Below are 25,801 nucleotides of genomic sequence, written 5' to 3' on the forward strand. Positions count from 1 at the left end.
CACTGACGTGATCGAGGTGCGTGAGCAGCAGCCAGGCGGGCCCAGGCTCACGGCCCCGCACGAACGCAAGGGCGTTGCCGGCGGCATCGGTGCGGACTTCGTCGAATTGCAGGTCATGCCACTCCTGCACGACGCGGTCCGTCAGCTCGGCCTCCTCGCCAGGCATGGAGCGGGTGCGGATCAGGGCTTGCAGGAAGGCCACCAGGCGGTCAGCAGACATGCGCCAGCATACCCTCCAACGAGAGCGGGGCACCTTCGGGTGCCCCGCTCACTCGGCTTCGGTTACGCCTTGGCGTTGGGGTTGTTGCCTTCGAAGGCGGCCTTGAATTTCTGCAGGTCGTCCGCGATCTGCTGGCTGGGCTCCTCGCCGAACAGCTTGGCGACGGCCGCGCCGAGCGGACCGGCGGGCGGGCGGTAGCTGAGGGCCACGTGTACGCGCGTCCCACCGTCCGGGAGTTTCTCGAACTGCACGCTGCCCGCGTTGTCGACGGTCGCGCCGGGCAGGCTGTGCCAGCCGATGCGCTCGCCGGGCTTGTCGTTCACGATTTCCGCTTCCCACTCCACGTGCGTGCCGAGCGGCGCTTTGGCCACCCAGCGGGAACGGCGCTCATCGAGGACCGTGACGGTCTCGAGGTGGCTCATGATGCGCGGCAGGTTGTCGAGCTTGCGCCAGTAGTCGTACACGGACTGCGCGTCACGGTTGATGACGACGCTCTGCTCCACGAAGATCGGCTTGCTGGCCGTCGCGCCGCTCATGCCGGTCGCCTGCGCAATGGGGTCGTTGCCGGTCACGCCGCGGTACGCGAGGTACCCGCCGGCCGCGGCGAGCGCCAGGCCCAGGAAGCCGCGCTTGCGCAGGCCGATCACAGTCAGGAGGCTGCCGCCCGCGATCGTGGCGAGGCGCGTGGGGTCCTGGAAGTTGGTGTTGTTCGTCATGAGTGATCCTCCTGAGTCCAGTTATGACACGCGCCGCATGCGCATGCCTTGTGAAGTCGTTGGCTTTTCAGGCCGTGGCGGCCACGGTCCCCCCGAAAGGCGCCGAGGTCAGCCGCATGGCGCGAGCATACGGCGCGCGGCCCACACCGCCATGAACGCCGCGCCAACGTCACTTCATGCACGTCGCGCGGCGCCGCCCTCGGCGGTCCCGTCCGTACAATGCGGGCGTAACCTGCCGGGCTGCACGCTGCAGGAAGAAAGGACCCCGAATGCCCCGCACCCTGATGCTCGCCGCGCTGCTCGCCGGCGCCGCTCACGCCGAACCCCTGACCGTGTTCGCCGCGGCCTCCCTCACGGACGCCTTCACGGAACTGGGGCGCGCCTTCGACGCGCGCACCGGCCACCGCACGACCTTCCAGTTCGCCGGCTCCCAGACGCTCCGCGCGCAGCTGGAGGGCGGCGCCCGCGCGGACGTGATCGCGAGTGCGAACGCCGCGCAGTACGACCCGCTGGTCCGCGCGGGCCTGGTGGAGCCCGCGCGGACGTTCGCGCGCAACCGCCTGATCCTCATCGCGCCGCGGCGCAGCGCCCGGGTGCAGACACTCGCGGACCTCGCGCGGCCCGGCGTGCGCCTCGTCCTCGCGGACCGCAGCGTGCCCGTCGGGGACTACGCGCGCCGGATGCTGAGCGCCATTGACGCGAGCGGCACGTATGGCCGTGACTTCAGCGCGCGCGTGCTGCGCAACGTCGTTAGCGAGGAACCGAACGTCCGTCAGGTCGCCCTGAAGGTGCAGCTGGGCGAGGCGGACGCCGCCGTCGTGTACGCCACGGACCTCACGCCCGCCCTGAAGGGGTCCGTGCGCGCCGTGGCGCTCCCGTCGCGCTTCAATCAGACGGCCACGTACCCGCTGGGCGCCGTGCGGAACGCGGGCGCCCCGAACGCCGCGCGGCAGTTCGTGCAGTACGTGCTCTCCCCGGACGGCCAGCGCATTCTGCGCAAGTGGGGCTTCCTGAGTCCGCAGTGACCGGTCGGTCCGCCCCGCCCGCCGTGCTGCTCGCGTTCGCGGCGCTGCTGACGGTGTTCCTGCTGCTGCCCACGGCGGTGCTGCTGCTGCGCGGCCTCACGCCCGCGTTCCTGCCGGCGCTCGCCAGCCCGGCGGTGCTGGACGCGCTGCGCGTGAGCCTCAGCACCACCCTGTGCACCCTGGCGGTCACGTTGCTGTTCGGGACGCCCGTCGCGTACCTGCTCGCACGTCACCGCTTTCCCGGGCGCGCGCTGCTCGACACCACGCTGGACCTCCCCGTCGTGTTGCCGCCCGTCGTGGCGGGCGTCGCCCTGCTGCTCACGTTCGGGCGTCAGGGGCTGCTGGGCGCGCCGCTCACGCTGGCCGGCATCAGCGTGGCCTTCTCGCCGCTCGCGGTGGTGCTCGCGCAGCTGTTCACGAGCGCGCCCTTCTACATCCGCGCCGCGAAAATCGGCTTCAGCGCCATCGACCGCGACATCGAGGCGGCCGCGCTCATCGACGGGGCCACGCGCCGCCGCGCGTTCCGGCACGTCACGTGGCCGCTCGCCTTCCCGTTCCTGCTTGAAGGGCTGGTGCTGGCCTGGGCGCGCGCGCTCGGGGAGTTCGGCGCGACCATCCTGTTCGCCGGGTCGCTGCAGGGCCGCACGCGGACCATCACCCTGTCCATTTACGCGGCGCTCGAGAGTGATCTGGCGCCCGCGCTGGTGCTGAGCGCCGTGATGGTTATCGTGGCGTTCACGTTGCTGCTGGTCGTCCGGCTGGTGACCGCGCGCCGCCAGGACACCGATCACGCCTGAAGCGCCCTGCCGCACCAAAGAGAGGAGGGGAGAACCCAGGTTCTCCCCTCCGACGGTGACAGCGGCGGTCAGCGGGCGACGTTGTAGTACGCGACGTCGGTGATCCAGCTGTTCTGCGGGACGGGGTTCACGACGATGCTGAGCGCCTGCGCGAACTCCTGCTGGTTGTCCTGCTTCACCTGCGCGAAGCTCTGGCCGCCCTGGAAGCTGCTGATGTCCTGCAGGTTCAGCGGGCGGGTGCTGGCGAGCGCGAGGACCTTATTGGTGCCGTACGGGCCGGCCACGTTGAACACGAACTGGTCGCGGGCGCTGGGGAAGGCCTTGACGGTGTTGGCCTTCACGAAGTTGCCGCCACTCTGCAGGTGGTTCGGGAGGATCTGGTCAATGCTGCCGTCCGGGTTGACGTTGAACAGGTACACGTACGCGTCACGGTCGGTGCTGGTGTAGATGCGGATGCGGTCGCCGATGCGGTAGTTGGGGACGCGGGTGCCGCTGGTGTCGCGGTCCACCCAGACCTTGACGCTCACGTCGGTGCTGGGCGCGGGGTTGACGATGATGCTCTGCGCGCTGATCTGGGGCGCGGCGGCGGCGATGCTGGAAACGGTGGCGAGGGCCGCCGCGATCAGGGTCAGGTGTTTGTTCATGGTGAGTTCCTCCTGCTCTTTACGGTACGCGCCGCCACCTGACGCCCGGTGAACCCCCCCTGACGGAACATGAGCCGAGTGGCCAGACCTCTCATCTAGGCTCAGGAGGAACCTCATCTGCTGTGGGCCCAAAGGAAACGCGCGGAACCGGAGTTCCGCGCGTGATTGGCTGGGGCACAAGGATTCGAACCTAGACTAACAGTTCCAAAGACTGCTGTGCTGCCATTACACCATGCCCCAACAGCGCAGCGAGTATACGGGGTGGACGCCCCACAGGTCAACCAGCGCGCCTCGCCCGCGCAGCGCCCACAGCCTGCCCGCGCGCGCCTGACGCCCCCCTGACGGCCCCTCAAGGAAGCGGCAAGGCAGGTGAAAACTCACCGCTCTAGAGTCGGAGGCGTGAACCGCGCCCCCCACCTCCTCGCCGCGCTCCTCACCCTCAGCGCCGCCGCTCACGCCACCACCCCCAAACCCGAACCCCTCAAACTCGTCGTCCGCACCACCGAACCCAAACTGCAGAAAGGCAAAGTCACCGACGTACCCGTCGTGAAATCCTGGACGCTCAACGCCCAGGCGGTCGCGCGCAGCCGCAAGTACGGCAAGCTCAGCAGCACCCTCAACCTCGACCACATCTTCAACGACATTGAACGCCGCGCCCCCCGCCCCGCCACCTTCCGAAACGTGAAAGGTTCCTGGGTCGCCACGCAGCAGACCGGCTGGCGCGTCGATCGCGTCGCCACCAAAAAAGCCCTCCTGAACGCCCTCCAGGACGGCAAAGGCGAGGTGAAGGTCACCCTGAACCACGTCGTGCCCGCCCGGAACGTCCGCACCCTCGCGGAACGCGGCGTGCTGTACCACGTCGCCAGCGGCACCAGCAGCTTCCGCGGCAGCCCCGACTTCCGCGTGACCAACATCATCGTCGGCGCGCAGAAACTCGACAACTTCTTCATCGCCCCCGGGCACACCTTCGACTTCAACAAGGAAGTCGGCGTCATCAACGCCCAAACCGGCTTCGTGAAAGGCTTCGTCATCAGCGGCGGCACGCTCAGCAAAGAAGACGGCGGCGGCATCTGCCAGGTCAGCACCACCATCTTCCGCGCCATGTACCAGGCGGGCCTGCCCGTCGTCGAACGCCACGAACACAGTCACCGCGTGCACTACTACGACCCCGTCGGCTTCGAAGCAACCGTGTACGCCCCCACCAAGAACCTCCGCATGAAAAACGACACCGACAAGCACCTGTTCGTGCAGGCCAGCTGGGACAAACGCGCGCAGACCCTGCGCTTCGACCTGTTCGGCGCGCAACCCGACCGGACCGTGAACATCAGCAAGCCCGTCGTGACGAACTTCAAGGCGCCCGCCCCCGCCACCTACACGCCCGACCCCCGCGTGCGCGTCGGCGGACGCCGCCTGCTCGACCAGCCCATGCAGGGCATGACCAGCGTCATCACCCGCACCGTGAAGCTGCCCGGCGGGCAGGTCCGCAAAGACACCCTCAAGAGCGTGTACAAACCCTGGGGCGCCGTGTACGGCGTGAACCCCCGCGACAACCGCCTCCGCTGAACCCCACCCCGAACGGCGCGCGCCCACCCGTACAGTGGGCGCATGCCAACGCCCGACGTGCCCGGCACCCTCCGCACCGCGAGGCTGCTGCTCCGCGGCCCACGCGTGCAGGACGCCGCGGCCCTGCACGCCGCCATCCACGCCTCCCTCCCCGAACTGCAACCCTGGATGACCTGGGCGCAGACCCCTCCTGACCTCCCCGGCGCCGCCCAGAACCTCGCGAACGCCGCGCACCACTTCCAGACGCGCGAATCCCTCCGGTACCTCGTATGGGACGCCGCCGGCACCACCCTGATCGGCAGCAGCGGCTACCACGCCCTCGACTGGCGCGTCCCCAAAGGCGAACTCGGGTACTGGATCGCCACCGCCCACACCGGCCACGGCTACGCCACCGAAGTCGCCCGCGCCCTCACCGACCTCGCCCTGGGCCCCCTCGGGTTCCGGCGTCTCGAGATCCGCTGCGACAGCCGCAACGAACGCAGCGCCCGCATTCCCCGCGCGCTCGGGTACACCCTCGACGCGACCTTCCGCCACGACGACGTCGCCGCGAACGACCCCACCCAGCTGCGCGACACGCTCGTGTTCGCCCGCGTGCCGTAACGCCCGCAGCGCCCCGCAGGGCACAATCAACGTATGCGTCCCCCCACGACTCTGCTGACCACCCTCGCCCTCCTCGCCGCGCCCCACGCGCACGCCGCCGACACGACCGCCAACGCCGGCCCCCTCACGTACACCGGCACGGTCACCGCCGGCGACCTCGTCGGCACCCCCATCACGTTCCGGCTGCAACTCCAGAACGGCGACCTCACCGGCACCGTCACGGGCGGCGACGCCCTCGGCCTCAGCGGCCCCATCGCCAAAGGCAGCTACTGGGAAAACGGCCGCTGCATCGTGCGCGTCCCCGGCCCGTCCCGCACCACCTACGAGTTCTACGGCCGCTGCACCACCGACGCGTACACCGGCAGTTTCACGCGGTCCGGCCCGAACTTCATCACGGGTGACTTCAAGGCCGCCGGCACCAACACCGCCAAAGCCCCCGCGCCCCTCACCGTGCCGACCACCAAACTCACCTGCGCGTACATGCTCTACAAAGGCCCCAACGAACCGCAGGAGCTGCGCTTCTCGAACATGGGCGCCCTCACGCTGCGCGCCAACGGCACGTACCTCGCCGGCACCGGCGTCACCGGCCGGTGGAAACGCGAAGGCAACACCGTCCGCCTGATCGGCGGCGCGTGGAACGACCGCACCGCCACCCTCGAACTCGACCGCAGCGGCAAAACCAAACTGGTGTTCCGCAGCGTCGACCCGGACATCACTTCCTGCACGCAGGGCCGCTGACGCCCACCCACGCGCTCAGGGCACCAACCGCGTGCCCGCCTCGCCGCGCACCGCAGCTGCCAGCACGCCCGCGCCCATACCGCTGGCGATGGTCGCAAACGGCGCGCCCGCCGCCAGCGCGTCCAGCGCTGCCCGCACCTTCGGGATCATGCCGCCCGCAATCCACCCCTCCACAATGCCGCCCTCCGCCTCCGCGCGCGTCAGCAGCGGCGCGCGGCTCGCCGGGTCCGGGAACGCCCGGTACACGCCGTCCACGTCCGTCAGGAACACCACGCCCTCCCCGAGCGCGCCCGCCACGGCCCCCGCCGCGGTGTCCGCGTTCACGTTCATGACCTCGCCGTCCGGCGCGAGCGCCAGGCACCCCAGCACCGGCGTCACCCCCGCGCCCACCAGCGTCCGCAGCAGGCCCGCGTTCACGCGCGTCACGCGGCCCACCCGCCCCCACCGCGCCGGGTCCAGCAGCTCCCCCGTGAGCAGCTCACTGTCGCGGCCCATCAGGCCCACCGCCCCCCCCACGTCCTGCGCGAGTTGCTTGTTCAGCTGGCACAACCCCAGCTCGATCACGTGCATGGCCGCGTCGCTCGTGACGCGCAACCCCGCCTCGAAGTGACTCTCAATGCCGCGCGCCGCCAGTTCCCGCTCGATCACCGGGCCGCCCCCGTGCACCACCACCACCGGCGCCTCCGCGCGCAGCGCCGCGATTTCCGACGCCACCGCGCGCCGCAACGCCACGCTCTTCATGGCGTTCCCACCGTACTTGATGACCATGCGCGCAGTGTACCGGGCGCTCCCCACCTGAAGTTCAGCGGCAGGGCGGCCCGCGCTCAGCTTGCCGCGCCCGTCGTGACCGGCTGGTTCACGCGCCGCCCGTACCATGTCACCGCCGGGCGCGCATCAATCGCGAACGCGAACCCCTGCCGCTCCCAGAACCGCACCGCGCGCGGATTATCACCCAACACGCTCGCCAGCACCCGCGAGATGTGCGGCGGCACCCGCCCCAGCAGGTGCGCGAGCGCCCGCGTGCCGTGCCCCTGCGCCTGACAATCACCGCGAATCATCAGCAGGTTGATGGTCAGGTCCGACGCCTGCGGGAACGACACCTTGTAATCCAGGCAGCCGATCACGCGCCCATCCCACAACAGCAACTCCAGGCGGCGGCGATCATCGAACAACGCCGTTTCCACTTCGCGCGTGACCTCATGCGGAACAGGCACGGCGTTCCCCAGCGTCTCAAAATACGCAGGCGTGGCGACGTACAGTTCATGAAGCAGCGGAGCGTGTTGCAGGGCCATCGGTTGCGCTTCGAGCACAGAACCTCCAAGGGGGACTGTCCAGACAAGACCGCCTCAGTGTAGGCGGGAACCGTCAGGAAAAGTCACGCGCGATATTCAGGGACCTTTAGGGTCCGCGACGCAGGGCACAAGCGGGGGGGAACGTGCCTGCTACCATACTGAAGCATCCGCGCCACAAGCGACGATGAGATTCACCATGAACCCCGGCTTCTACACCCAACAACTCCAGCGCCCCGGCGCCGTCCTCGCCCCCATGGCCGGCTACAGCGACGCGCCCATGCGCGCACTGTGCAGCGAACAGGGCGCCCTGTGGACCGTCAGCGAAATGCTCAGCGCCCGCGGCCTCCTCGAAGGCGACCTCGCCGTCGACCTCGGCCAGCCGTACCCCGGCGAACAAGGCCGCGTCCTCCAGCTGTTCGGCGCCGACCCGGACATCCTCGCCGCCGGCGCGCAGGAAGCCGTGCGCCTGTTCCAGCCCGCCGCGCTCGACCTGAACATGGGCTGCCCCGTCCCCAAAATCAAAGGCAAAGGCGGCGCGTGCCTGCTCCAGACGCCCGACGTCGCCTACACCCTCGTCAAAGCCATGCGCGACGCCGTGAACATCGACGTGAGCGCCAAAATCCGCCTCGGCTGGGACACCAACCGCAGCGTCGAAATCGCACAGGGCCTCGAAGCGGCCGGCGCGGCCCTCATCACCGTGCACGGCCGCACCAGCGCGCAACGCTACACCGGCTACGCCGACTGGGACGCCATCGCCCACGTCGCCGCGAGCGTCCGCGCGCCCGTCATCGGCAGCGGCGACGTCACCAGCGCCGAACAGGCCCACGCGCGCCGCGCCCACAGCGGCGTGGCCGCCGTCATGATCGGCCGCGGCGCCGTCGGCAACCCCTGGGTGTTCCGCCAGACCGCCGGCACCGGCGGCGCCCCCACCCCCGACGACCGCCTCTGCACCGCCCTGCGCCACGCCGAACTGAACGTCCACTGGTACGGCGAACGCCGCGGCATGCTGCAACTCCGCAAAGTCCTGCACCGCTACTTCCCCGACCAGCCCGAACGGCGCGACGCCCTCGTGCAGGTCAGCACCCTCCAGGAACTGCACGACGTACTGAGCCGCGCGCCCCAGGCCGCCGACTGACCCCCTCCGCCACCTGACGGACGCCCCGCTCCGCCCGCTGCGGAACACTGAGGGCATGAACGCCCTTCTCCGCACCCTCACGGCCGCCCTCGCGAACGAGCGCGGGACACGCGCCGTTCTGCTCGTCGGCAGCCACGCCCGCGGCGACCACGACCCCTACAGCGACCTCGACCTGCAGGTCCTCACCGACAACGAAGACGCCCCCCACACGCAGCTCTCCATGCACGGCGACACCCTCGTCACCATCAGCCGCGCCACCCCCCACGCCCGCGAAGCCGCCTTCACCGACCCGACCACCGCCGCGTGGAACATCCTCCCCCTCCGCACCGCCCAGCCACTCCACGACCCTGACGGCGTGTACGCCACCCTGCGCGCCCGCGCCGAAGCGTTCACGTGGGCCAGCGTCGTGGGCGCCGCCCACGCCCGCATGCGCGAACGCCTCACCCACAGCGCCGAACAGGCCCTCAAGATCCTCGGCGGCCTCACCCGCCCCGACCCCGAAAAAGCCTTGTTCGCCGCCCACGGCCTCGCATGGGCCATGGCCGAAACGAGCATCCTCGCGCACGGCGCGCTGATCCCCACCGAGAACCGCTACCTCCGCACCGCCCACGACGCCGAACCCGATCCCCAATGGCGCGCCGCCTTCTGGGACGCGTTCGGCTTCACGCCCCTGAACGCCACGGGCCGCGCGCGCGCCGCCCTGCACCTCTACACCCGCGCCCTCCACCTGCACGGCCACCACCTCACGAACGACGAGCGCCGCATCACCGCCCACGTCACGCGCCTGGCCGCGCGTTCCCCACGCTCCGGCGCCTGACCGTGCGAACGCCGCGACCCCTCGGCACGCCGCCACCGGCAGCCTCGGCGGAACGACGCACACCTCGCTCATCTCTCCTGCAGTGGTGAGGCCTGACAGCCACGCCACTGCACGTTGAATATCGCCGTCACACGGCTTCGGGTCAGACTCAGAACCTTCTCCTCAGCTCGCACCACGTCTTGCGCGTGGTGGTGTGGTCAGCAACGCCGGTAATCAGGGCGCCGTGGCCGCACACGCGCCCGCGTATGCCGCACTGACCCGCGCAGTCACCCGCCCGCGCTCGCGTTTCAGAAAGAGAGACACTCCTTTCGGCACCCCGCACAACGTCCGGCTCAGGAGGGGGAGCCATTCCTCATCGGGTGCATCTGGGTTGCGGCCCTGCTCGCGGAGACGCTGAGTCTCCACACGGAGCGCCTCCCGAAGGGATTGCCGTCCCCGAACCTGCAGCCCCGGGCGTTTCCTGAGTGCCGTGTCCAGGTGCTCCGTCACCACCGCGAGCGGGGCCGCGGAAGACGCGCACAGGTACGTGTACGGACACCCTTGCACCTGCAGGCCCGCTTCCTGCAGGGCGACGGCCAGCGCGTCGCGAAACGCTTCTGTGCGCGCTTGCGTGGACCGGAACAGCGGTTCCGAGGTGAGCCCGGACGCGTCCAGCAACCACTGCAGGCGCAGCGGCGCACGCGTGGCGGTCTGCTGTGCCGCACGGTCCGCATACACCCAGAACACCGGACGGTGATCCGAATCCTCGAACGTGAGCACCAGATCATCGGCCGTGCGGTACTGCGAAGTACCCGGCGAACACCCGCTCCAGCCGCGCCTGCACAGCTGCGTCCTTGATGTTGAGCGGCTTCGGGGTCCGCACGTGCACCGAGAAGCCAACATGGCCATTCCCGAGCGGCCCATACGACGACGTCCACTGCGCCCTGGTGACGCCGAAGCCGTCCTCCAGGGTCTCGGCAAGAGTCCCGAAGATGCGTGGAACAACTTCAATCGGCATACCCAGCAGGCGGTCGTTGTCGTACGCGCGCAGATCACTGCCCATGAACAGCCCCGCCAGAATCAGCACGACGCCGAGCAGGAACGGCAGGGTGTACCAGGGCCGCGCGCGCCGGTTCGTCATGCCTGCATTTTAGGAACCGGCCCTGGCGAACGTGCCGCAACCTGACACGCGCTCCGGGCGAGCGCCTATCCTCAGGGGCATGGCTGTTCACGTCGCTGGCACGACCGTTACGTTCACGCCGCCCGCCGGGGCGACCGCCCTCGTGGGCGACTTCACCGACTGGAAGAAGAAACCCCCCCTGCCTGTGGTGGGCGGCGCGCCCCTCGTCCTGAGCCTCCCGCGTGATTCGTGGACGGAGTACGCGTGGCTGGGCGCGGACGGGAAGCCGTTCGCGGACCCGGACAATGCGCAGCGGAGCCTGAACCCGTGGTGGCCGTACCCGCGGGCCGTGCAGGTGGGAACGTTCCCGCAGCATCCAATCTGGAGCGCGCCGGAGCCGGAGGCGCGCGGCACGATCACGCGCGTCACGTGGGAGGGGGGGGTGTTCCCGGGAACGCGCCGCGCGGTGGTGTACACGCCGCCCGGGTACGTGCCGGGCGTGCCGCTGCCGGTGTACTACGTGCAGGACGGCGTGGCGTTCTACCGCACGGGGAAGCTGGCGGAGCTGATGGACCGGGCGCTCCACGCGGGCGCGGTGACGCCGTGCGCGTTCGCGTTCGTGGAGCCGGGCGACCGCAGCGAGGAGTACTACCTGAATGACCGGTACCTGGACTTCCTGACGGCGGAGGTGTTCCCGCGCGTGGAAGGGGAGCTCGTGGTGGCGGGCGAGCGTGGGCTGTGGGGGGCGTCGCTGGGTGGCCTGATCAGCCTGCATCTGGGCAGCGCGCACCCGGAGCTGTTCGCGCGGGTGGTGAGTCATTCGGGGGCGTTCATTGCGAGCCGCGCCGCGGCGGCGCGCGGCGAGGTGGACACGACGACCGCTGGCGAGGAACTGCTGGAGCGCCTGCGGCGCGAGCCGCCCACGCACCTGCGCCTGAGCCTGGACACCGGCACGCTGGAGTGGCTGCTCGCGCCGAACCGGCGCATGGCGGCGCTCGTGGCGGACCTGGGGTTGCCGCACCAGTACCGGGAGTACGCGAGTGGGCACAACTGGGTGACGTGGCGCGCGGCGCTGACGGAGGCGCTGCTGTACATGCAGGGGGTGTGACGCGCGGCGGAATTCTCACCCTGGTGTGGGCGGCGGCGTGTCAGGATGCGCGCAGTCATGCGCGCCCTCCTGCTTGCTGCCGCCCTGGGCTTCGCGCCCGCGTCCGCCCTGACCTTCACGAACCCGCTGAGTACGACCACGCTGCTGGACCGCCCGGAGGACTTCGCCCGCGCGGCGCTGAACGGCGTGGTCCTTCAGGACGGCACGCTGCGGGCCAGCGGCGCGTCCGGGACGGTGACGTTGCCGGCGCAGGCCGCCGCGGCGTTCGATGAGCTGATTCCGTCGTGGAACGCGGTGACGCCCGCGTCCGCGAGCGTGACGGTGGAGGCGCGCGCGCAGGTGGGTGGGCGCTGGACGCGGTACTACAGTTTCGGCACGTGGACGAGCGCGCCTCAGCGCAGCAGCCTGGACGGTCAGGAGGACGCCACCGGGCAGGTCCTGACGGACACGCTGCGCCTGAACCAGAAGGCCACGGCGTACCAGCTGCGCGTGACGCTGCGCGGCGCCGCGCGCCTGGCGCGCCTGGCGGTGAACACCAGTGACCGCGCGCGCCGCACGGCGGGGGCGGGGCAGGCGAGTGACCACGCGGCGTGGGGCACGGTCCTGAACGTGCCGCAGCGTTCGCAGATGCTGTACCCGGACGGGGGGGAGGTATGGTGCAGCCCGACCAGCACCAGCATGCTGCTCGCGTACCACGGGGTCAACGTCACCGTCCCGGACGCGGCGCGGGCCACCTTCGACCGGGCGTACGACGGCACCGGCAACTGGCCGTTCAATATGGCGTTCGCGGGCGAGCGGGGCTTGCGGGCGTTCGTGACGCGCCTCCCGAGTCTCGCGGCGGCGGAGGCGTACGTGCGCGCCGGGTTGCCGGTGGGCGTGAGCCTCGGCTGGAAGCGCGGCGAGCTGCCGGGCGCGGCCATTCCCGAGTCGAGCGGGCACCTGATGGTCCTCGTGGGGTTCGACCGCGCGGGCAACCCGGTCCTGAACGACCCGGCCGCGCCCACCGACGCGGGCGTGCGCCGCACGTACCCGCGCGCCGCGTTCGAGCGGCTGTGGCTCGCGCACTCCGGCGGCCTCACGTACGTCGTCACGAAGCCCGGCGCGCCCCTCCCGCAGTGACGCGCGCGTGAACTTCCCGTTCCGCTGCCCGGCGTGTGACGCCGCCACGACCGTCCCGTACGCCGACACCGGCATGCATGACGTGCGCTGCGCCAGCTGCCGCGCGCGGTACGCGCTGTACCTGCGGCAGCACAAGTTCGAGACGCTGTTCGATTTCGGGGCGCGCGCCCTGCTGGACGGGTACGGGCGCGAAGCGACGCTGAACTTCGCCAGCAGCCTGGAGCGCGCGCTGGAGTTCTACCTGCGCGCCACGACGCTGGAACGCGCCGCCGGCACCGACGCGCCGCTGGAGGACGCGCAGGCGGCGCTGGACGCCACGTGGCGCACGGTCGCCAGCCAGAGCGAACGGCAGCTGGGCGCGTTTGCGTTCGCGTACCTCACGCGTGAGGGCCGCGCGCCGGACTTCCTCACGCCGGGCGCGCTCGGCACGGACTTCCGCAACCGCGTCGTGCACCGCGGGTACATCCCCACGCGCGCCGAGGTGGACGCGTACGCCGAGAAGGTCTACGCGATCACCACGCGACTGCTGCGCGACCTCGGGGACGCCGTCACGCACGCGCAGCTGGAGCAGGAACGCGCGTTCGAGGCGCACCTGCTCGCCCTGCCGGACGACGTACAGCCGGTCTTTCTGGAGCACAGCGGCATCCTGCGCGCGGCGAGGCACGCCACGCACGGCGCCCCGGTCGCGGCGCCCGCCAACGACCCGGGCGCGTTCGCGCGGGTGCTGCAGGAACGCGCACCGCTGATCGAGCGGCTGTTCACCAAGATGCCGAAGCGCCACTGACGCGCGTGCCGTACGCTGAGCCGCATGCGCCACGTCCTTGAGGTCTTTGGGGTGTTCCTGCGGCTGGGCCTCACGAGTTTCGGCGGGCCGGTCGCGCACCTCGGGTACTTCCGGGAGGCGTTCGTGACGCGGCGCGCATGGCTGACGGACGCAGCGTACGCGGACCTCGTGGCGCTCGCGCAGTTCCTGCCGGGCCCCGCGAGCAGTCAGGTGGGCATGGCGCTCGGGTGGTTGCGGGCCGGGTGGGGCGGGCTGGTGGCGGCGTGGCTGGCGTTCACGCTGCCGAGCGCCCTGCTGATGTTCGCATTCGCGCTGGGCGTGGGGCGCCTGGGCGCCACGGGCGGGTGGGCGCACGGGCTGATGCTGGCGTCCGTGGCGGTCGTGGCGCACGCCGTGGTGGGCATGGCGCGCACCCTCACGCCGGACGCCCCGACCCGCACCCTGGCGGTCCTGAGTGCGGCGTTCACGCTGCTGGCGCCCGGCCCGGCCGCGCAACTGCTGCTGCTGCTCGTCGCGGGCCTGCTCGGGTGGCGGTTCCTGCCCGCGACCGGGCTGCTGGTCGCCGCAGACGCCTTCCCGGTGCCGCGCGGGGCGCGCCGCGTCGCGCCGGTGCTGCTGGGCCTGTTCGTGGCGCTGCTGGTGGCGCTCCCGTTGCTGAGCGCCGCGTGGCCGGCCCCGGCGCTGCACTTGCTGAGCGCGTTCTACCGCGCGGGCGCCCTGGTGTTCGGCGGCGGGCACGTGGTGCTGCCGCTGCTGGAAGCGGACGTCGTCCGCACCGGCTGGGTGACGCCCGAGGCGTTCACGGCCGGGTACGGCGCGGCGCAGGCGGTGCCCGGGCCGCTGTTCACGTTCAGTGCGTACCTGGGCGCCAGCACGCACCTGAACGTGCCGCCCGCGCTGGGGGCGCTGTGCGCCGTGGTAGGCATCTTCCTGCCGTCGCTGCTGCTGGTGGCGGGCACCCTGCCGTACTGGGCGACGCTGCGCTCGAACCGCGCGGTGCGCGCCGCCCTGCGCGGCGTGAACGCAGCCGTGGTGGGGTTGCTGCTCGCGGCGCTGTACACGCCGGTCATCACGGGCGCAGTGCACGCGCCGCTGGACGTCGTGCTGGCGCTCGCGGCGTTCGCGGTGCTGGTCCGCACGCGCGTGCCTGCGTGGGCGGTCGTGCTGGGCTGCGCCCTGCTCGGGCCGCGCCTGTGACCCTGGAGGGGCGGGCCTCACCGCCCCTCCGGCGCGTTCCCCGTTACTTCCCGGCGCGGGCGAGCTTCAGGTAGTACGCGCTGGTCTTGTCGTTCGGGTCGAGCTGCACGGCCTGCGCGTACGCGTCCGCTGCGCCCGCGTAGTTCTTCGCCTCGTATCGCACGCGGCCCAGCCACGCCCACGCCTTGGCGTACTTCGCGTTCGCGCGCGTCGCCGTCAGGAAGCCCGCTTCCGCGGCGGCCTTGTCACCGGCGGTGTAGCGCGCGTACGCGCCTCGGAACGCCTGCACGGCGCCCAGGCCGTACTGCGCGCCCTCGCGGGCCACGCCGAGGTTGTACGTGTCGCTCGCCGTCGCGCCCGGCAGTTTCGTGAGCGCCTCGTACGACCGGACGGCCGCCGCGGCGTCCCCGAGTTCCAAGGCGACGCGGCCCCCCTCGCGCAGCGCCTCCACGAAGTTCGGCGCGCTCGCGGCCGCTTCGCCGTACAGCGCGAGCGCTTCGGCCTTCTTGCCCGCGTCGTACTGCTGGTACGCGCGCGTGAACGCCCGCGTCGCCGCCGGGCCGTACTTCGCGGCGTTGCGGCTCACCCCCAGGAAGTACGCGCTCACCTTGTCGTTCGGGGCGGCCTTGACGGCCACCTCGTACAGGCGCGTCGCTTCCGCGAACTGCCCGTTCTCGAGGGCCACGCGGCCCGCCCACTGCGCGCACTGCGCGTTGGTCGGCGCGAGCGACAGGCACTTGGCGAACGCCGTGCCCGCCTCGTTCAGGCTGCCGCGCGTGTACGCGGCGTACCCGAGGTTGTACTGCGCTTCTGCGGCGCGCGCCACGTCCGCGTCGCCGCTGCCGCCCGCCGCGAAGTACGCGTCCCACGCGCGCTCCGCCTGCCGCCAGAAGCCCACGTCGGAGTAGATCGTGGCGCGCAGGCGCAGGTACGCCGTGTTGGTCGGTTCGCCCTGCACGGCCCGTTCGGCCGCTGCGGCCGCTTCCTTCCAGGGGGACGTGTCGATGTTCCACGCGTTCTTCGGCAGGGCGCGCCCCTGCGCGGCGAGCGTCTGCGCGCGCTCGGCCGCCTGCGCGGGCGTCAGGGCCGCGAGGGCCGCCGCGGCCGCTTCCGCACTGCTGGGCGCCGCGGCGGTGCTGGTGGTCTGCGTGGTCGTGGGGCTGCCCTGCGCGAGGGCCGCGCCGGTGAGCGCGAGCGCCAGGGTCAGGGCCGGGACGTTCAGGGTCGTCTTCATGCCCTGAGCGGACCACGTGAACATGAGCGGGCCCGCACGCGCACCTGATCGGCACGTTCACGAAGAGGACCACCTGCGTTCGCTACATTGAGCGCGTATGCCCCGTTTCCGCGTCCTCGTGGCGCTCGCCCTTGCGGGCGTCACGGCCCTGTTCGCGCCTGCCGCGCCGGCCCTCCTGAAGTACGGCGCGTTGCCGCGCACGCCGGACGCGCCCATCACGCTGCTGCTCGCGGGCACCACCCCGAACTACGTGGCGAGCGCCACCGCCGCGCCCGAGGACTACACGGGCCTCACCGACACCATCGTCCTCGCGCAGTTCCGCCCGGCGGAACGGGAGGTGCGCCTGCTGAACATCCCGCGCGACACTTGGACGAACATCCCCGGGTGGGGGTACGGGAAGATCAACGGCGCGAACCCGCACGGCGGACCGGACCTGCTGGTCCGCGCGGTGCAGCAGGTTACGGGCGTCGGCGTGGACGGGTACGCGCTGCTGAGCCTGCGCGCCCTGCGGGACCTGACGGACGCCGCCGGCGGCGTGCCCGTAACGGTCGAGAAGCCCATGCGCTACGACGACAACGCCGCGAAGCTGCATATCAACCTGATGCCCGGCGAGCACCGCCTGAACGGCGCGCAGGCCGAAGGGTTCCTGCGGTTCCGGCACGACGGCCTGGGCGACATTGGCCGCGTGCGGCGCCAGCAGGCGTTCCTGGGCGCGCTGAGCGCGCGCCTGCGCAGCCCGCTGAACGTGTGGCGCCTGCCGGCCGTGGCGGGCGCGCTGGACCGCAACGTCCGGACGAACGTAGCGCGCGAGCAGGTCGCGGGGATGCTCGGGGTGCTGCTCACACGGCCGAACGTCAGCACGACGCTGCTGCCCGGCGCGTTCGGGCCGGGCGGCACGTGGACGCCGGACCGCGCGGGCATCCGCGCGCTGGTGCAGGAGCGTTTCCGCGCGCCGAACGCGCGCACCGCGACGGTCGTGCTGCGCAACGTGGCCGCGCCGAACGGCACGGCCCGCCGCACCAAGGCGCGCTTGGACGGCCTGGGGTATGCGGACGTGCGCATCGAGAACGTGGAGCGCGCGGCGCAGCCGGCCACGCTGATCCGCGGGCCGAGCGTGGCCGCGCAGGCGGTCGCGCGGGACCTGGGGTTCGGGCAGGTGCAGGCCGACGACGTGGACGCCGTCACGGTCACGCTCGGCGCGGACGCCCAGTAGGGGCGCCGCGCTTGACGGCGCGGCTCAGCGGTACGTTTTGCGGTACTGCACCCACGCGGGCTGCTTCACGTACCCGAGCGCCTCGTTGATGCTCAGCATCGGGCGGTTCAGGCTCTCGTTGCCGGTGCGCACTTCAGGGGCGCCCTGCGCGCGCGCCCAGCGGAGGCTCGCGAGTTTCAACGCGAACGCGAGGCCGCGGCGGCGGTGTGCGCGGCGCACGCCGGTCAGGCCGGTGTTCAGGTACGCGCCGCTGGACGCGTACAGTTCCGTGAGGCCCGCGTACTCGCCGGTGGGTGTGTGCACGGCCACCAGCACCCCTTCAGGCCGGAACAGCGGGTGCCGCGCGCGCCGCGCGAAGTCCTCCGGCGTGAGCGGCGTGGCCGGTTCCGGGCGCGGCACGTCCTGCCGGACCGCGTCGAACAGCTCGAACAGCTGCTGCTCGAAGGCCGGGTCGTTCGCGCGCAGGTCCTCGTACGTGCGCAGCGTGTACTCCGGGTGCACGCGCGCGCGGTCCTCGAACGGCGCGAAGTCGAACGCCGTCAGGTCCAGCCTCGACTCGAAGTACCGCTTGACCTCCTCGTACCCGCGCGCCTCCAGGAACGCCACGGACCGCGCGTGGTCCTCGCGGGCGTCCGCGAGGGTGCTGAGCACGCCGCGCGCGCCGAGGTGCTCGTCGAGGTGCGCCGTGAGGGCGCGGCCCACCCCGCGCCCCTGCCGCTCGGGGTCCACGATGACGTTCACGAGGTACTTGTCCGGGTGGTACATGCCCGTGAACTGCCCCGCCCAAGACGTGCCGACGACGCGGCCGTTCTGCTCCGCCACGAAGCGGCGCCAGTGCATGTTCGCGGGCGCCAGGTCGTCTTCGGCGCGCAGCATCTCGGCGGTGGTCGGTTCGTCCGGCAGGAAGCGCGTGTATAGCTCGGCGATCACGCCGAGGTCGTCAGGGGTGGCGTCGCGGATGGTCACGGTCATGCTTGATCCTCCCAGGTTTTCAGGAAGTTGATGAGCGCCGGGCCGCGCTCGAACCCGAGGCGGTCGTTCACCGCCAGGATCGGCGCGTTGCCGCTCTCGTTGCTGGTGTGGAGTTTCGGAACGCCGCGCGCGCGGGCGTACTGGACGGCGCGGACCTTCAGGGCCGTGGCGACCTGCTGGCCGCGCGCCGCGCGGCGCACGCCGGTCAGGCCGACGAACAGGTCCTCGCTCGCGCCGCTGGCGTACAGGTCGCTCGCGCCGAGCAGCTGCTCGCCGTGCGCGGCGAGGAAGTAGGCGTCCGGCAGGAACCCCGGGTCCTCCAGAATCCACGTGCGGTACTGCTCGAAGCTGATGGGCGTGGCCGGTTCGCTGCGCGGCACGTCCTGGCGGATGTCCGTGAACAGCGCGTACATGCGTTCGCGCCAGTCCTCCGGGTGCTGCGCGGCGAGGTCCGCGGCGCTCAGGATCGTGATGCCGCGCGCGCGCAGGTCCGCTTCGAGGTGCGCGTACGGCGTGAGGTCCGCGCGGGCCACGTCGAGCGTGCCCGTCCAGTAGCGTTTGCTTTCCGTGAAGCCGCGCCGCGCGAGGAACGCGAGGCTGTCCGGGTCGTTCTCGCGGGCGTTCGCGCGGGCGGACAGCGCGCCGTGCACTTCGACCGCGCCGAGCACCCACGCGGCGAGCGCGCGGCCCACGCCGCGCCCGCGTTCGTCCGGGTGCACGATCAGGTCGAGCGTGAACTTCCGCGGGTGGTACTGCCCGGGCGACTGCGCGTATTCCGCAACGCCGATGACGCGTCCGGCCTGCTCCGCCACGCACCGCGCGTGGTGAAAGCCGAGTTCCGCCTGGTCGCGGTCCTGGTTCGCGAGCTCCTCGGCGCTGATGGCGCTCGTCGGGTCGTTCAGGGTGTACAGGGCCGCGACGGCGTCCAGGTCGGCGGGCGTCGCGGGCCGCAGGGTGAAGGTGAGCTGCGTCATGCGAACGCCCGCGCGTACCGCAGGTGCGCGGTGTGCCGAATGAAGCCGAGGCGGTCATTCATGCCGAGCATCGCAGCGTTCGGCGCGTCATTGAACGTGCGGATCTCACCGCCGCCGTGCGCCTGCGCGTACCGCATGCCCTGAAGTTTCAGCGTGAGCGCCAGCCCGCGGCTGCGGTGCGCGCGCACGACGCCGGTCATGCCGATCACCCAGAACCCGCCCGGGTTCGCGCGCAGGCTGCTCCAGCCGATCAGCGGCCCGCGCGCGCCGCCATCCTCCCCGTCCTGCACCGCCAGGAACGTCGCGTCGGGCACGAACTCCGGGCCGTGCAGTTCCTGCGCGCGCCACGTCTCGAAGGACTTGCCGGTGGGGGTGTCCCCGATGGGCACGTCCAGGAACAGCTCCTCGTCGAGCGCGTGCAGCCAGCGGTCGAGCGGCTCGCCGAAGTCCGCGCGGGCCTGCGTGTACGTCAGGATGCGCGTGCCGTGCGCGCGCACGCGCGCCTCCACGTCCGCGTACGGCGTGAAGTCGAGGTCACGGGTCTGCAGGCGCGACTCGTAGCGGCGCCACACCTCCCGGAAACCGTGCGCGTTCAGGAACCCTTCGGCGCCCGCCTGATCCTCGGCGCGCATGCCCTGCACCAGCCGCAGCGGTTCGTGCGCGTTCGCGCCGCGCAGGAGTTCCTGCAGGAGGTGCGTGCCGACGCCGCGCCGCTGCCAGTCCGGGCGGACGTGCAGCATCGTCCAGTACTTCCCGGGGGCGCGCGCGAAATCATCCAGGGCGATGGTGCCCACGCCGACGATCTCGCCGTCCGCCTCGGCCAGCAGGTCACGGGCGTACATCGACGGGTCGCGCGCGTCGCGCTCCGCCTGCAGGAGCGCTGGCGTCCAGGGCCACCCGGGGTTCGCGAGGGTCATGGCGCGCGCGGCGCCCGCGTCGTCCACGCCGGGACGCGCGTCGCGCACCACGAAAGGAAGGGTGTGGGTCATGCGCGCAGTGTGCCCGGTTCACCGTCAGGGCCGCATCCGTCATCCGGCCCATGCGGGCGCGGCGTGTGGGCGGAGGTGCGCGGGCGTGCGGGTGCGATAGTGGGGGCATGGACAGCGCCCTCGTAAAACTGCTGATCATCGTGCCCCACCCGGACGACGAGGTGTACGGCGCGGCCGGCACCATCATGGACTTCCTCGGGGACGGCGAACGCGTCGCGCTCGTTACCCTCACGCGCGGCGAGGCCGGGCGCACCCTCGGCCTCGCGGACACGGCCGAGGACCTCGCGCGGCTGCGCGGCGCGGAACTGCGCGCGTGCCTCGACACACTCGGCGTGACCGAGCACGTGCAGCTCACGTACCCGGACAAGGTCCTGAACACCACACCGCACGAGGAGCTCGTGGCGGTCGCGCAGCAGTACATCCGCGAGTACCGCCCGGAGATCCTGCTGACGTTCCCGCCGAACGGCAGCAACGGTCACCCGGACCACGTGGAGACCAGCCTCGCGGTGCGCGACGCCATCAAGGCCCTCCCGGACGCCGAGCGGCCCGCGCGCGTGTGGTTCTACGCCGGGCCGCAGCCGGAAGCGCCGCACCTGCGCGACGCGTACCTCCCGCCCACCGTGGAGCGCGACGTGACGCACCACCTCACGCGCAAGCTCACGGCCATCGCCTGCCACCGCTCGCAGGCGCTCAGCACCGTGGACTTCATCCGCAAGTTCGCGGCGCGCATCACGACCGAGACGTTCCATGAGGTGCCCGGCCACGCGGTGCCCTGAACGCGCCGGCCTGCACGCGGGGCGCTGACCACCAGGTCAGCGCCCCGCGTGGGTTCCGGTCACTCAGGGTTTCAGGACGGGCGCCAGCACCATGCGCCGCTTCAGCATGGACCGCAGCTTGCCGAGCATCCCGCCGTCCCGTGGGGCCTCGTCGGGCTGCGGCGCGGCGGGCGGCGCGTCATTCACGTACAGCACGCCGCACAGCGTGCACTCGTACGTGCGGCCCATCTTGCGCACGAACTGATGACGGCAGTTGCGGGCGCGCAGGAACACCAGGTGCGCGCGCTCCTCGGCCTCTTCCGCCGTGGGCGCATTGATGCTGTAGAACGGGAAACGGCGGTAGTCCGTGACAGTGCGGAACCGCTCCTGCGTCAGGTAGAAGGTGCAGCGCACCTCCTGTCGGGGCGCCACGAAATCGTCATGCACGGTCAATCGGGAGTGCTCCTCCAGGGTGACGTGGTAGCCCTCCCACTCCAGCGTCGGTCGCATACCCGCCCATGGTCCCCCCGGGCGCCCGGCCACCGCCGTGAAAAGTTCCATAGCGCCCACCCCCCCTCATGCGTTAAAGGCCGTCCAGGCGCGGCTCATGTCTTCCTCAGCGGCAGGTGCCCCTCTGCTACGCTGAGCGCGTGACCACGGAACCAGCCCGCTCCGCCATCGAGGTGCGCGGCCTCACCAAACGATACGGGCGCCACCCCGTGCTGGACAACGTCAACCTCGACGTGCAGCCCGGCGAGGTATACGCCCTGACCGGCCCGAACGGCGCCGGCAAGACCAGCCTGATCCGCTGCCTGACCGGCCTCGCGTTCCCCACCAGCGGCACCGTCCGTCTGCTCGGGCGCAACGTCCACGAGGACGGGCCGCGCGCCCGCGCGTACCTCGGCGCCGTCGTCGAGGCACCCGCGAAGTTCTACCCGCAGTTCACGGGCACGCAGAACCTCGCCATGCACGCGCGCCTCGCCCGCATGGCCCCCAGCGGCCCGAATGTCACTCGCGACCGCATCCGCGAGGTGCTGGCCCTGCTGGAACTCACCCGCATGGCGGACGTGCGCGTCCGCGCGTACTCGCTCGGGCAGCGCCAGCGGCTCGGCGTGGCCGCCGCCATGCTCGCCGACCCGAAAGTCCTCGTGCTCGACGAACCCACCACCGGCCTCGACCCGCTCGGCATCGGCCTGATCCACCGCATCGTCACCAGCCTCGCTACCAGCGGCTGCGCCGTCGTCCTCAGCACCCACCACCTGCGCGAAATCGCCACGTACGCGCACACCGTCGGCATCCTGAGCGGCGGACGCCTCGTGGACACCGTGAACCTCCGCGCGCGCACCGCCGCGTACCGCTTCCGCGTGGACGACCCCACGCACGCCGCCGGCCTGCTCAACGGCCTGCCGTTCGTGACGCGCACCGCCACCCGCACGCCCTACGCCCTCGCCACGCTCAGCGGGGAAACGTACGTCCCCGACGCCCTCGCGCGCCTCGCTGGCGCCGGTGTGCGCGTGTACGAGGTCAGCCCGGACGTCTTCGACCTGTACGAGTACTACCGCGAGCGGGTGGAGGCCTGATGCTCAGCCTGATTCTGCTGGAGTACCGCAAGCTGTTCGGCGCGCGCAGCGCCCGCTTCGCCCTGGCCGTGTGCGCCCTGCTGCCGTTCCTGTGGTCGTTCGCGCCCGGCCTGCAGGACGTGTACAACCTCGTGCTGGTCAGCGCCTGGCAGGTGCCGGCCCTGGCCATGCTCACCGCCGCGCAGTTCCTGCTGCCGCTGTTCATCAGCATCACCTGCGCCGAAATGATCGGCACGGAGATCGCGCAGGGGACCCTCGCGCCGCTGCTGCTGCGCCCCCTGAACCGCAGCAAGGTGATCCTCGCGAAACTCGTCGCGGCGCTCACGTACCCCGCGATCCTGCTCGCCACGCTGCTGCTGTTCGGCCTGATCGCCGGCGCGCGCTTCGGGTTCATGGACTTCGCGGGCGGCACCGGCCTCACCCCTGCCGGGTTCGTCGGTGCGGGCGTCACCACCACCGCCACTGCCCTGATGGAGACGCTGCGCGGCTTCGGCATCGCCGCCCTCACGCTCATGCCCATCGCGGCGCTCGCGGTGCTGTTCGGCATCCTGTACCTCAACACCGCCGCTGCCGCGCTCGCCACCATCGCCACGCTGCAGGTCATGCGCCTGCTCATCGTGTTCCCCAAGGCGTTCCAGAAGATCCTGCTCACCACGCACCTCGACGCGTACCTGCGCGCCGCGCCCGCCGAGAGCCTCGTGCTGCTGATGATCTACACCGTGGGCTTCTCGCTGCTCGCGCTGTTCATCTTCGAACGCAAGGACGTGTAACCCCACAGGAGGGGGCCACGGCGCGTTGCCGTGGCCCCCTCCTGTGGCGCTCAGCGCGTCCGGCAGTTGCGCAGGAGCGGCTTCGTCTCGCGCGTGTCGGTGCCCGTGAACTTGCTGAGCGTCCCGACGCCCTTCGCCTCCCACCACTCCAGCCCGTGATCATCGACCTTCGGGCCGAACAGCCCCGCGTACCGCTCGCCGCTCGCGCTCGCGGCCTCCGCCAGGCCGAACACGCCGCCACTGTACGACACCACCGCGAACCGCGGCCCACCCGCGCCGTACCGCGCGTACCGCACCTCCACGCGCGCCCCGCCGTCACACGTGTACTGCGCGAGCGTGTACGAGAAGGCCTCCTGCGCGCCCGCACTCCACGCGCCGCACGTCAGCAGCGCGCCCGCAAGGACACCCCGCCACCCAGGCCGTTGAAGCTTCATCCCTCCACGCTAGAGTCCAGCACCCTCAAGTGGATGAGCGCGCGCCGGAAGGCGAATGCTACGCTTCAACACATGAGCGCGAAAGGTGAACTGATCAACCGACTGCGGCACCTCGGCCTGGACGCACCGCACTTCGACGTGCAGCAGGACGGGCCCGCGCACGACCCGCACTTCCGCGCGGACATCCGCGTGGGCAGCCAGATCCTCGCCAGCGGCGAGGGCCGCACCAAACGCGACGCCGAACGCGTCGCCAGCGAAGCCGCCCTCGACGTCCTCGACGCCGACGAGCGCGTCGCCGCGCCCCTGCTGCCCGATGACGAACCCGAAGAGTCCCTCGACGAGCTGGACGCCCCCGCCGACGCCGTGTGGCCCATTTACGCCGACGTCCTCGCGAGCGCCCTGCAGGTCGCGCACAAACGCACCGGCAAGAACGCCTCCCTCGACGACGTCCGCGACGCCGCCGCGCGCCTGTACGCCGACCTCCTCACCGACCTCGGCCACGGCCCGGAGCGCCGTTGACGCCCGCGCCCTTCACGCCCGCCTGGCCGCGCGGCGTGCTGTTCGACATGGACGGCGTCCTCACCGAGAACAACGCCTTCCACCGCCAGGCGTGGCAGGAAAGCGCGCGTGAACTGCTCGGCCTGGACCTCACCGAACACGACCTCGACACCAAAGTCGACGGCGGCCGCAACCCGGAAATCATGGCGCGCCTCACCGGCCGCGACCCCACCCCCGAGGAAGCGCTCGCCCTCCACGTCCACAAGGAACTGAAGTACCGCACGCTCGCGTACGGTCAGCTGCGCGAGGTGCCGGGCGTCAGCGCGTACCTCGACGCCCTCGACGCGCGCGGCGTGCCGTACGCCATCGTCACGAGCGCCGACCACGTGAACGTCGACTTCGGCCTGGACGCCCTCGGCCTCGCGCGCCGCTTTCCCCGGCAGGTGCGCGGCGAGGACGTTACGCGCGGGAAACCCCACCCGGAACCGTACCTGCGCGGCGCCGCCCTGCTCGGCCTGAACCCCGAGGACTGCCTCGTGCACGAGGACGCCGTGAACGGTGTCCTGAGCGGCGTCCGCGCGGGCTGCACCGTCGTGGCCCTCACCACCACGCAGACCGACGACGTCCTGCGCGGCGCTGGCGCGGCCCTCACCGTCCCGGACTTCCACGCGTGGCTGAAGCTGCTGGGCGCGTGAAGGGCGCCGACGCCGAAACGCGCGCCTGGGCGCACCTGAGCGCCCTCGGGCACGCCCTGCTGCACCGCAACTACCGCGTGCCCGGCGGGGAAATCGACCTGATCACCCGCGACGGCGACACGCTGGTGTTCACGGAGGTCCGCCACCGCGCCCGCGCCACCCACGGCACCGCCCTCGAAAGCGTCACGCCCCGCAAGGTCGCGCTGCTGCTGCGCGCCGCCACGGCGTACCTGACGCGCGAATACGGCCGTGACGACCTGCCGTGCCGCTTCGACCTCATCACCATTGACGGGCCCGTGAACGGCGGCGCGCTCCAGCACCACCAGGCCATCACCTGAGCGGGGCAGGGGAGAGGCGCGCCCGCCGCGTCAGAGGCGCTTCACGGGCAGCGTCACCTTCAGCGGCGCGTACCCCTTGAAGTGCAGCGTCACGTTCACTGACGCGCCCGCCTTCAGCGGCGCGCGCACGCCCTTCAGCATCAGGTGGTCCCCGCCGGGCCTGAACACGACCGTCGCGCCCGCCGGCACCGTCACGCTCGTCATGTCGTGCATCATGGTCATGCCGCTCATGTTCATCTGCTGCATCGGCACGACGCTCCGCGCCGCCGCCGTCGAGCCGCCGGTCAGGACGAGCGCGCGCGCCCCCTTGTTGCGGAGCGTCAGGTACACGGACGCGTCCGGCACGCCCGGCGCCGTCGCCTGCACGAACGCGCCGCTCACCAGCACCGGCGCGGCGGGCGCCGCGGCCCCCGCCAGCACGGACGTCGCCGCACCCACGAGCGCCCACGAACGAAGAAAAGCTTTCACGCGCCCACGCTACCGCCCCCCGATGAG

32 protein-coding genes and 1 tRNA gene (1 of these 33 running past the window's edge) are annotated in these 25,801 nt (G+C 71.6%); 18 read left to right on the forward strand and 15 right to left on the reverse strand.

All coding sequences use genetic code 11. The annotated features are described in order from the left end of the window. Together DEIMA_RS03645 and DEIMA_RS03650 are read right to left on the reverse strand one after the other, a co-directional pair. A protein-coding gene (locus DEIMA_RS03645) for a M20 family metallopeptidase (protein WP_013555878.1) crosses the window boundary here: on the reverse strand, positions 1-220 show its start. 896 nt of this gene lie to the left of the window's left edge; 220 of the gene's 1,116 nt are visible here — the first part of the coding sequence; it begins with the start codon at positions 218-220; its stop codon lies off the left edge, out of view. A 62-nt stretch (positions 221-282) separates the two neighbouring features. Continuing rightward, positions 283-936 (reverse strand): SRPBCC family protein, encoded by a 654-nt coding sequence (locus tag DEIMA_RS03650; protein WP_013555879.1) that lies wholly within the window; start codon positions 934-936, stop codon positions 283-285. A gap of 269 nt (positions 937-1,205) precedes the next feature. On the opposite strand from DEIMA_RS03650, the gene modA reads away from it, so the two are divergent. Further along, positions 1,206-1,961, forward strand: a complete 756-nt coding sequence (gene modA / locus DEIMA_RS03655; RefSeq protein WP_013555880.1) for a molybdate ABC transporter substrate-binding protein — start codon at positions 1,206-1,208, stop codon at positions 1,959-1,961. Next, positions 1,958-2,758 carry an ABC transporter permease gene (locus tag DEIMA_RS03660; RefSeq protein WP_013555881.1) on the forward strand — a complete coding sequence of 267 codons (801 nt, stop codon included), beginning with the start codon at positions 1,958-1,960 and terminating at the stop codon, positions 2,756-2,758. The genes modA and DEIMA_RS03660 overlap by 4 nt, the downstream gene beginning before the upstream one ends. A 68-nt stretch (positions 2,759-2,826) precedes the next feature. On the opposite strand, the gene DEIMA_RS03665 is transcribed toward DEIMA_RS03660, so the two are convergent. Both DEIMA_RS03665 and DEIMA_RS03670 read right to left on the reverse strand, forming a co-directional pair. Beyond that, entirely contained in the window at positions 2,827-3,402 is a 576-nt protein-coding gene (locus DEIMA_RS03665; RefSeq protein ID WP_013555882.1) for a DUF4384 domain-containing protein, read from the reverse strand. A 166-nt stretch (positions 3,403-3,568) separates the two neighbouring features. Further along, positions 3,569-3,642 (reverse strand) — tRNA-Gln (locus DEIMA_RS03670). Between the two features lie 159 nt (positions 3,643-3,801). Here DEIMA_RS03670 and DEIMA_RS03675 point away from each other — a divergent pair. Genes DEIMA_RS03675 through DEIMA_RS03685 form a run of 3 tightly spaced genes read left to right on the forward strand, consistent with a single transcriptional unit; the run spans position 3,802 to position 6,303 of the window. After that, positions 3,802-4,965 (forward strand): VanW family protein, encoded by a 1,164-nt coding sequence (locus DEIMA_RS03675; protein WP_013555883.1) that lies wholly within the window; start codon positions 3,802-3,804, stop codon positions 4,963-4,965. A gap of 42 nt (positions 4,966-5,007) precedes the next feature. Then, the gene (locus tag DEIMA_RS03680; RefSeq protein WP_013555884.1) at positions 5,008-5,565 is read left to right on the forward strand and encodes a GNAT family N-acetyltransferase; all 558 of its coding nucleotides are present in this window, start codon (positions 5,008-5,010) and stop codon (positions 5,563-5,565) included. Positions 5,566-5,598: 33 nt separating this feature from the next. Continuing rightward, positions 5,599-6,303 carry a hypothetical protein gene (locus tag DEIMA_RS03685; protein WP_013555885.1) on the forward strand — a complete coding sequence of 235 codons (705 nt, stop codon included), beginning with the start codon at positions 5,599-5,601 and terminating at the stop codon, positions 6,301-6,303. 15 nt (positions 6,304-6,318) lie between these two features. Here DEIMA_RS03685 and argB read toward each other — a convergent pair whose 3' ends face one another. Together argB and DEIMA_RS03695 are read right to left on the reverse strand one after the other, a co-directional pair. Continuing rightward, entirely contained in the window at positions 6,319-7,071 is a 753-nt protein-coding gene (argB, locus tag DEIMA_RS03690) for an acetylglutamate kinase (protein ID WP_013555886.1), read from the reverse strand. Positions 7,072-7,127: 56 nt separating this feature from the next. Then, positions 7,128-7,613 carry a GNAT family N-acetyltransferase gene (locus DEIMA_RS03695; RefSeq protein ID WP_013555887.1) on the reverse strand — a complete coding sequence of 162 codons (486 nt, stop codon included), beginning with the start codon at positions 7,611-7,613 and terminating at the stop codon, positions 7,128-7,130. A 178-nt stretch (positions 7,614-7,791) separates the two neighbouring features. Here DEIMA_RS03695 and DEIMA_RS03700 point away from each other — a divergent pair, with 178 nt between their 5' ends. Further along, on the forward strand, positions 7,792-8,730 hold the full coding sequence (locus DEIMA_RS03700; RefSeq protein WP_013555888.1) for a tRNA dihydrouridine synthase: 939 nt from the start codon (positions 7,792-7,794) through the stop codon (positions 8,728-8,730). 55 nt (positions 8,731-8,785) lie between these two features. Then, on the forward strand, positions 8,786-9,547 hold the full coding sequence (locus DEIMA_RS03705) for a nucleotidyltransferase domain-containing protein (RefSeq protein ID WP_013555889.1): 762 nt from the start codon (positions 8,786-8,788) through the stop codon (positions 9,545-9,547). Between the two features lie 213 nt (positions 9,548-9,760). Here the strand turns inward: DEIMA_RS03705 and DEIMA_RS03710 are convergent, their stop codons facing one another. Beyond that, positions 9,761-10,306 (reverse strand): hypothetical protein, encoded by a 546-nt coding sequence (locus DEIMA_RS03710; RefSeq protein WP_013555890.1) that lies wholly within the window; start codon positions 10,304-10,306, stop codon positions 9,761-9,763. A 4-nt stretch (positions 10,307-10,310) separates the two neighbouring features. Next, a complete protein-coding gene (locus tag DEIMA_RS03715; RefSeq protein ID WP_013555891.1) occupies positions 10,311-10,667 on the reverse strand; it encodes a hypothetical protein in 357 nt (118 codons plus the stop codon). A gap of 79 nt (positions 10,668-10,746) precedes the next feature. Between DEIMA_RS03715 and DEIMA_RS03720 the strand changes: the two genes are divergently transcribed. The 4 genes from DEIMA_RS03720 to chrA are packed head-to-tail and all read left to right on the forward strand — an operon-like array spanning position 10,747 to position 14,854. Further along, complete coding sequence (locus tag DEIMA_RS03720; protein ID WP_013555892.1) at positions 10,747-11,754, forward strand: alpha/beta hydrolase; 1,008 nt, start codon at positions 10,747-10,749, stop codon at positions 11,752-11,754. A gap of 57 nt (positions 11,755-11,811) precedes the next feature. Further along, positions 11,812-12,873 (forward strand): peptidase C39 family protein, encoded by a 1,062-nt coding sequence (locus tag DEIMA_RS03725; protein WP_013555893.1) that lies wholly within the window; start codon positions 11,812-11,814, stop codon positions 12,871-12,873. Between the two features lie 7 nt (positions 12,874-12,880). Beyond that, the gene (locus tag DEIMA_RS03730; RefSeq protein ID WP_013555894.1) at positions 12,881-13,657 is read left to right on the forward strand and encodes a hypothetical protein; all 777 of its coding nucleotides are present in this window, start codon (positions 12,881-12,883) and stop codon (positions 13,655-13,657) included. A gap of 24 nt (positions 13,658-13,681) precedes the next feature. Next, positions 13,682-14,854, forward strand: a complete 1,173-nt coding sequence (gene chrA / locus DEIMA_RS03735) for a chromate efflux transporter (protein WP_013555895.1) — start codon at positions 13,682-13,684, stop codon at positions 14,852-14,854. 43 nt (positions 14,855-14,897) lie between these two features. Here the strand turns inward: chrA and DEIMA_RS03740 are convergent, their stop codons facing one another. Further along, the gene (locus tag DEIMA_RS03740; protein ID WP_148234894.1) at positions 14,898-16,088 is read right to left on the reverse strand and encodes a tetratricopeptide repeat protein; all 1,191 of its coding nucleotides are present in this window, start codon (positions 16,086-16,088) and stop codon (positions 14,898-14,900) included. A 97-nt stretch (positions 16,089-16,185) separates the two neighbouring features. On the opposite strand from DEIMA_RS03740, the gene DEIMA_RS03745 reads away from it, so the two are divergent. Further along, entirely contained in the window at positions 16,186-17,301 is a 1,116-nt protein-coding gene (locus DEIMA_RS03745) for an LCP family protein (protein ID WP_013555897.1), read from the forward strand. Positions 17,302-17,325: 24 nt separating this feature from the next. Here the strand turns inward: DEIMA_RS03745 and DEIMA_RS03750 are convergent, their stop codons facing one another. From DEIMA_RS03750 to DEIMA_RS03760, 3 genes are read right to left on the reverse strand one after another with little or no spacing between them, the layout of a single operon-like run. Next, positions 17,326-18,273, reverse strand: coding sequence for a GNAT family N-acetyltransferase (locus DEIMA_RS03750; RefSeq protein WP_013555898.1), 948 nt, complete (start codon positions 18,271-18,273; stop codon positions 17,326-17,328). Beyond that, positions 18,270-19,247, reverse strand: coding sequence for a GNAT family N-acetyltransferase (locus DEIMA_RS03755; protein WP_013555899.1), 978 nt, complete (start codon positions 19,245-19,247; stop codon positions 18,270-18,272). The genes DEIMA_RS03750 and DEIMA_RS03755 overlap by 4 nt, the downstream gene beginning before the upstream one ends. Then, positions 19,244-20,236, reverse strand: a complete 993-nt coding sequence (locus tag DEIMA_RS03760; protein ID WP_013555900.1) for a GNAT family N-acetyltransferase — start codon at positions 20,234-20,236, stop codon at positions 19,244-19,246. Before DEIMA_RS03760 ends, DEIMA_RS03755 begins: the two co-directional genes overlap by 4 nt. Before the next feature lie 107 nt (positions 20,237-20,343). Here DEIMA_RS03760 and DEIMA_RS03765 point away from each other — a divergent pair, with 107 nt between their 5' ends. Beyond that, on the forward strand, positions 20,344-21,012 hold the full coding sequence (locus DEIMA_RS03765) for a PIG-L deacetylase family protein (protein WP_013555901.1): 669 nt from the start codon (positions 20,344-20,346) through the stop codon (positions 21,010-21,012). A 63-nt stretch (positions 21,013-21,075) separates the two neighbouring features. Here DEIMA_RS03765 and DEIMA_RS03770 read toward each other — a convergent pair whose 3' ends face one another. Beyond that, positions 21,076-21,501, reverse strand: a complete 426-nt coding sequence (locus tag DEIMA_RS03770; protein WP_013555902.1) for a hypothetical protein — start codon at positions 21,499-21,501, stop codon at positions 21,076-21,078. A gap of 140 nt (positions 21,502-21,641) precedes the next feature. On the opposite strand from DEIMA_RS03770, the gene DEIMA_RS03775 reads away from it, so the two are divergent. After that, positions 21,642-22,571 (forward strand): ABC transporter ATP-binding protein, encoded by a 930-nt coding sequence (locus DEIMA_RS03775; protein WP_013555903.1) that lies wholly within the window; start codon positions 21,642-21,644, stop codon positions 22,569-22,571. Then, positions 22,571-23,341, forward strand: coding sequence for an ABC transporter permease (locus tag DEIMA_RS03780; protein ID WP_013555904.1), 771 nt, complete (start codon positions 22,571-22,573; stop codon positions 23,339-23,341). Before DEIMA_RS03775 ends, DEIMA_RS03780 begins: the two co-directional genes overlap by 1 nt. A gap of 50 nt (positions 23,342-23,391) precedes the next feature. Here DEIMA_RS03780 and DEIMA_RS03785 read toward each other — a convergent pair whose 3' ends face one another. After that, complete coding sequence (locus tag DEIMA_RS03785) at positions 23,392-23,775, reverse strand: MliC family protein (RefSeq protein WP_013555905.1); 384 nt, start codon at positions 23,773-23,775, stop codon at positions 23,392-23,394. Positions 23,776-23,847: 72 nt separating this feature from the next. Here DEIMA_RS03785 and DEIMA_RS03790 point away from each other — a divergent pair, with 72 nt between their 5' ends. From DEIMA_RS03790 to DEIMA_RS03800, 3 genes are read left to right on the forward strand one after another with little or no spacing between them, the layout of a single operon-like run. Continuing rightward, entirely contained in the window at positions 23,848-24,294 is a 447-nt protein-coding gene (locus DEIMA_RS03790) for a putative dsRNA-binding protein (protein ID WP_013555906.1), read from the forward strand. Next, on the forward strand, positions 24,291-24,968 hold the full coding sequence (locus DEIMA_RS03795) for an HAD family hydrolase (protein WP_013555907.1): 678 nt from the start codon (positions 24,291-24,293) through the stop codon (positions 24,966-24,968). Before DEIMA_RS03790 ends, DEIMA_RS03795 begins: the two co-directional genes overlap by 4 nt. Then, positions 24,965-25,306, forward strand: coding sequence for a YraN family protein (locus DEIMA_RS03800; protein WP_013555908.1), 342 nt, complete (start codon positions 24,965-24,967; stop codon positions 25,304-25,306). The genes DEIMA_RS03795 and DEIMA_RS03800 overlap by 4 nt, the downstream gene beginning before the upstream one ends. Before the next feature lie 30 nt (positions 25,307-25,336). On the opposite strand, the gene DEIMA_RS03805 is transcribed toward DEIMA_RS03800, so the two are convergent. Then, complete coding sequence (locus DEIMA_RS03805; protein WP_083810821.1) at positions 25,337-25,774, reverse strand: copper chaperone PCu(A)C; 438 nt, start codon at positions 25,772-25,774, stop codon at positions 25,337-25,339. Positions 25,775-25,801 lie beyond the last annotated feature (27 nt).

The sequence above is a fragment of the Deinococcus maricopensis DSM 21211 genome (genome assembly GCF_000186385.1).
Classification (GTDB): domain Bacteria; phylum Deinococcota; class Deinococci; order Deinococcales; family Deinococcaceae; genus Deinococcus_B; species Deinococcus_B maricopensis.

What these genes read in the sequence shown, in the direction of transcription:
- DEIMA_RS03650 (WP_013555879.1), bottom strand. Translation starts at nt 936, where the DNA reads ATGACGAACAACACCAACTTCCAGGACCCCACGCGCCTCGCCACGATC.
- modA (WP_013555880.1), top strand. Translation starts at nt 1,206, where the DNA reads ATGCCCCGCACCCTGATGCTCGCCGCGCTGCTCGCCGGCGCCGCTCAC.
- DEIMA_RS03665 (WP_013555882.1), bottom strand. Translation starts at nt 3,402, where the DNA reads ATGAACAAACACCTGACCCTGATCGCGGCGGCCCTCGCCACCGTTTCC.
- DEIMA_RS03680 (WP_013555884.1), top strand. Translation starts at nt 5,008, where the DNA reads ATGCCAACGCCCGACGTGCCCGGCACCCTCCGCACCGCGAGGCTGCTG.
- DEIMA_RS03685 (WP_013555885.1), top strand. Translation starts at nt 5,599, where the DNA reads ATGCGTCCCCCCACGACTCTGCTGACCACCCTCGCCCTCCTCGCCGCG.
- argB (WP_013555886.1), bottom strand. Translation starts at nt 7,071, where the DNA reads ATGGTCATCAAGTACGGTGGGAACGCCATGAAGAGCGTGGCGTTGCGG.
- DEIMA_RS03700 (WP_013555888.1), top strand. Translation starts at nt 7,792, where the DNA reads ATGAACCCCGGCTTCTACACCCAACAACTCCAGCGCCCCGGCGCCGTC.
- DEIMA_RS03705 (WP_013555889.1), top strand. Translation starts at nt 8,786, where the DNA reads ATGAACGCCCTTCTCCGCACCCTCACGGCCGCCCTCGCGAACGAGCGC.
- DEIMA_RS03715 (WP_013555891.1), bottom strand. Translation starts at nt 10,667, where the DNA reads ATGACGAACCGGCGCGCGCGGCCCTGGTACACCCTGCCGTTCCTGCTC.
- DEIMA_RS03720 (WP_013555892.1), top strand. Translation starts at nt 10,747, where the DNA reads ATGGCTGTTCACGTCGCTGGCACGACCGTTACGTTCACGCCGCCCGCC.
- DEIMA_RS03725 (WP_013555893.1), top strand. Translation starts at nt 11,812, where the DNA reads ATGCGCGCCCTCCTGCTTGCTGCCGCCCTGGGCTTCGCGCCCGCGTCC.
- chrA (WP_013555895.1), top strand. Translation starts at nt 13,682, where the DNA reads ATGCGCCACGTCCTTGAGGTCTTTGGGGTGTTCCTGCGGCTGGGCCTC.
- DEIMA_RS03740 (WP_148234894.1), bottom strand. Translation starts at nt 16,088, where the DNA reads ATGAAGACGACCCTGAACGTCCCGGCCCTGACCCTGGCGCTCGCGCTC.
- DEIMA_RS03745 (WP_013555897.1), top strand. Translation starts at nt 16,186, where the DNA reads ATGCCCCGTTTCCGCGTCCTCGTGGCGCTCGCCCTTGCGGGCGTCACG.
- DEIMA_RS03750 (WP_013555898.1), bottom strand. Translation starts at nt 18,273, where the DNA reads ATGACCGTGACCATCCGCGACGCCACCCCTGACGACCTCGGCGTGATC.
- DEIMA_RS03755 (WP_013555899.1), bottom strand. Translation starts at nt 19,247, where the DNA reads ATGACGCAGCTCACCTTCACCCTGCGGCCCGCGACGCCCGCCGACCTG.
- DEIMA_RS03760 (WP_013555900.1), bottom strand. Translation starts at nt 20,236, where the DNA reads ATGACCCACACCCTTCCTTTCGTGGTGCGCGACGCGCGTCCCGGCGTG.
- DEIMA_RS03765 (WP_013555901.1), top strand. Translation starts at nt 20,344, where the DNA reads ATGGACAGCGCCCTCGTAAAACTGCTGATCATCGTGCCCCACCCGGAC.
- DEIMA_RS03770 (WP_013555902.1), bottom strand. Translation starts at nt 21,501, where the DNA reads ATGCGACCGACGCTGGAGTGGGAGGGCTACCACGTCACCCTGGAGGAG.
- DEIMA_RS03780 (WP_013555904.1), top strand. Translation starts at nt 22,571, where the DNA reads ATGCTCAGCCTGATTCTGCTGGAGTACCGCAAGCTGTTCGGCGCGCGC.
- DEIMA_RS03785 (WP_013555905.1), bottom strand. Translation starts at nt 23,775, where the DNA reads ATGAAGCTTCAACGGCCTGGGTGGCGGGGTGTCCTTGCGGGCGCGCTG.
- DEIMA_RS03790 (WP_013555906.1), top strand. Translation starts at nt 23,848, where the DNA reads ATGAGCGCGAAAGGTGAACTGATCAACCGACTGCGGCACCTCGGCCTG.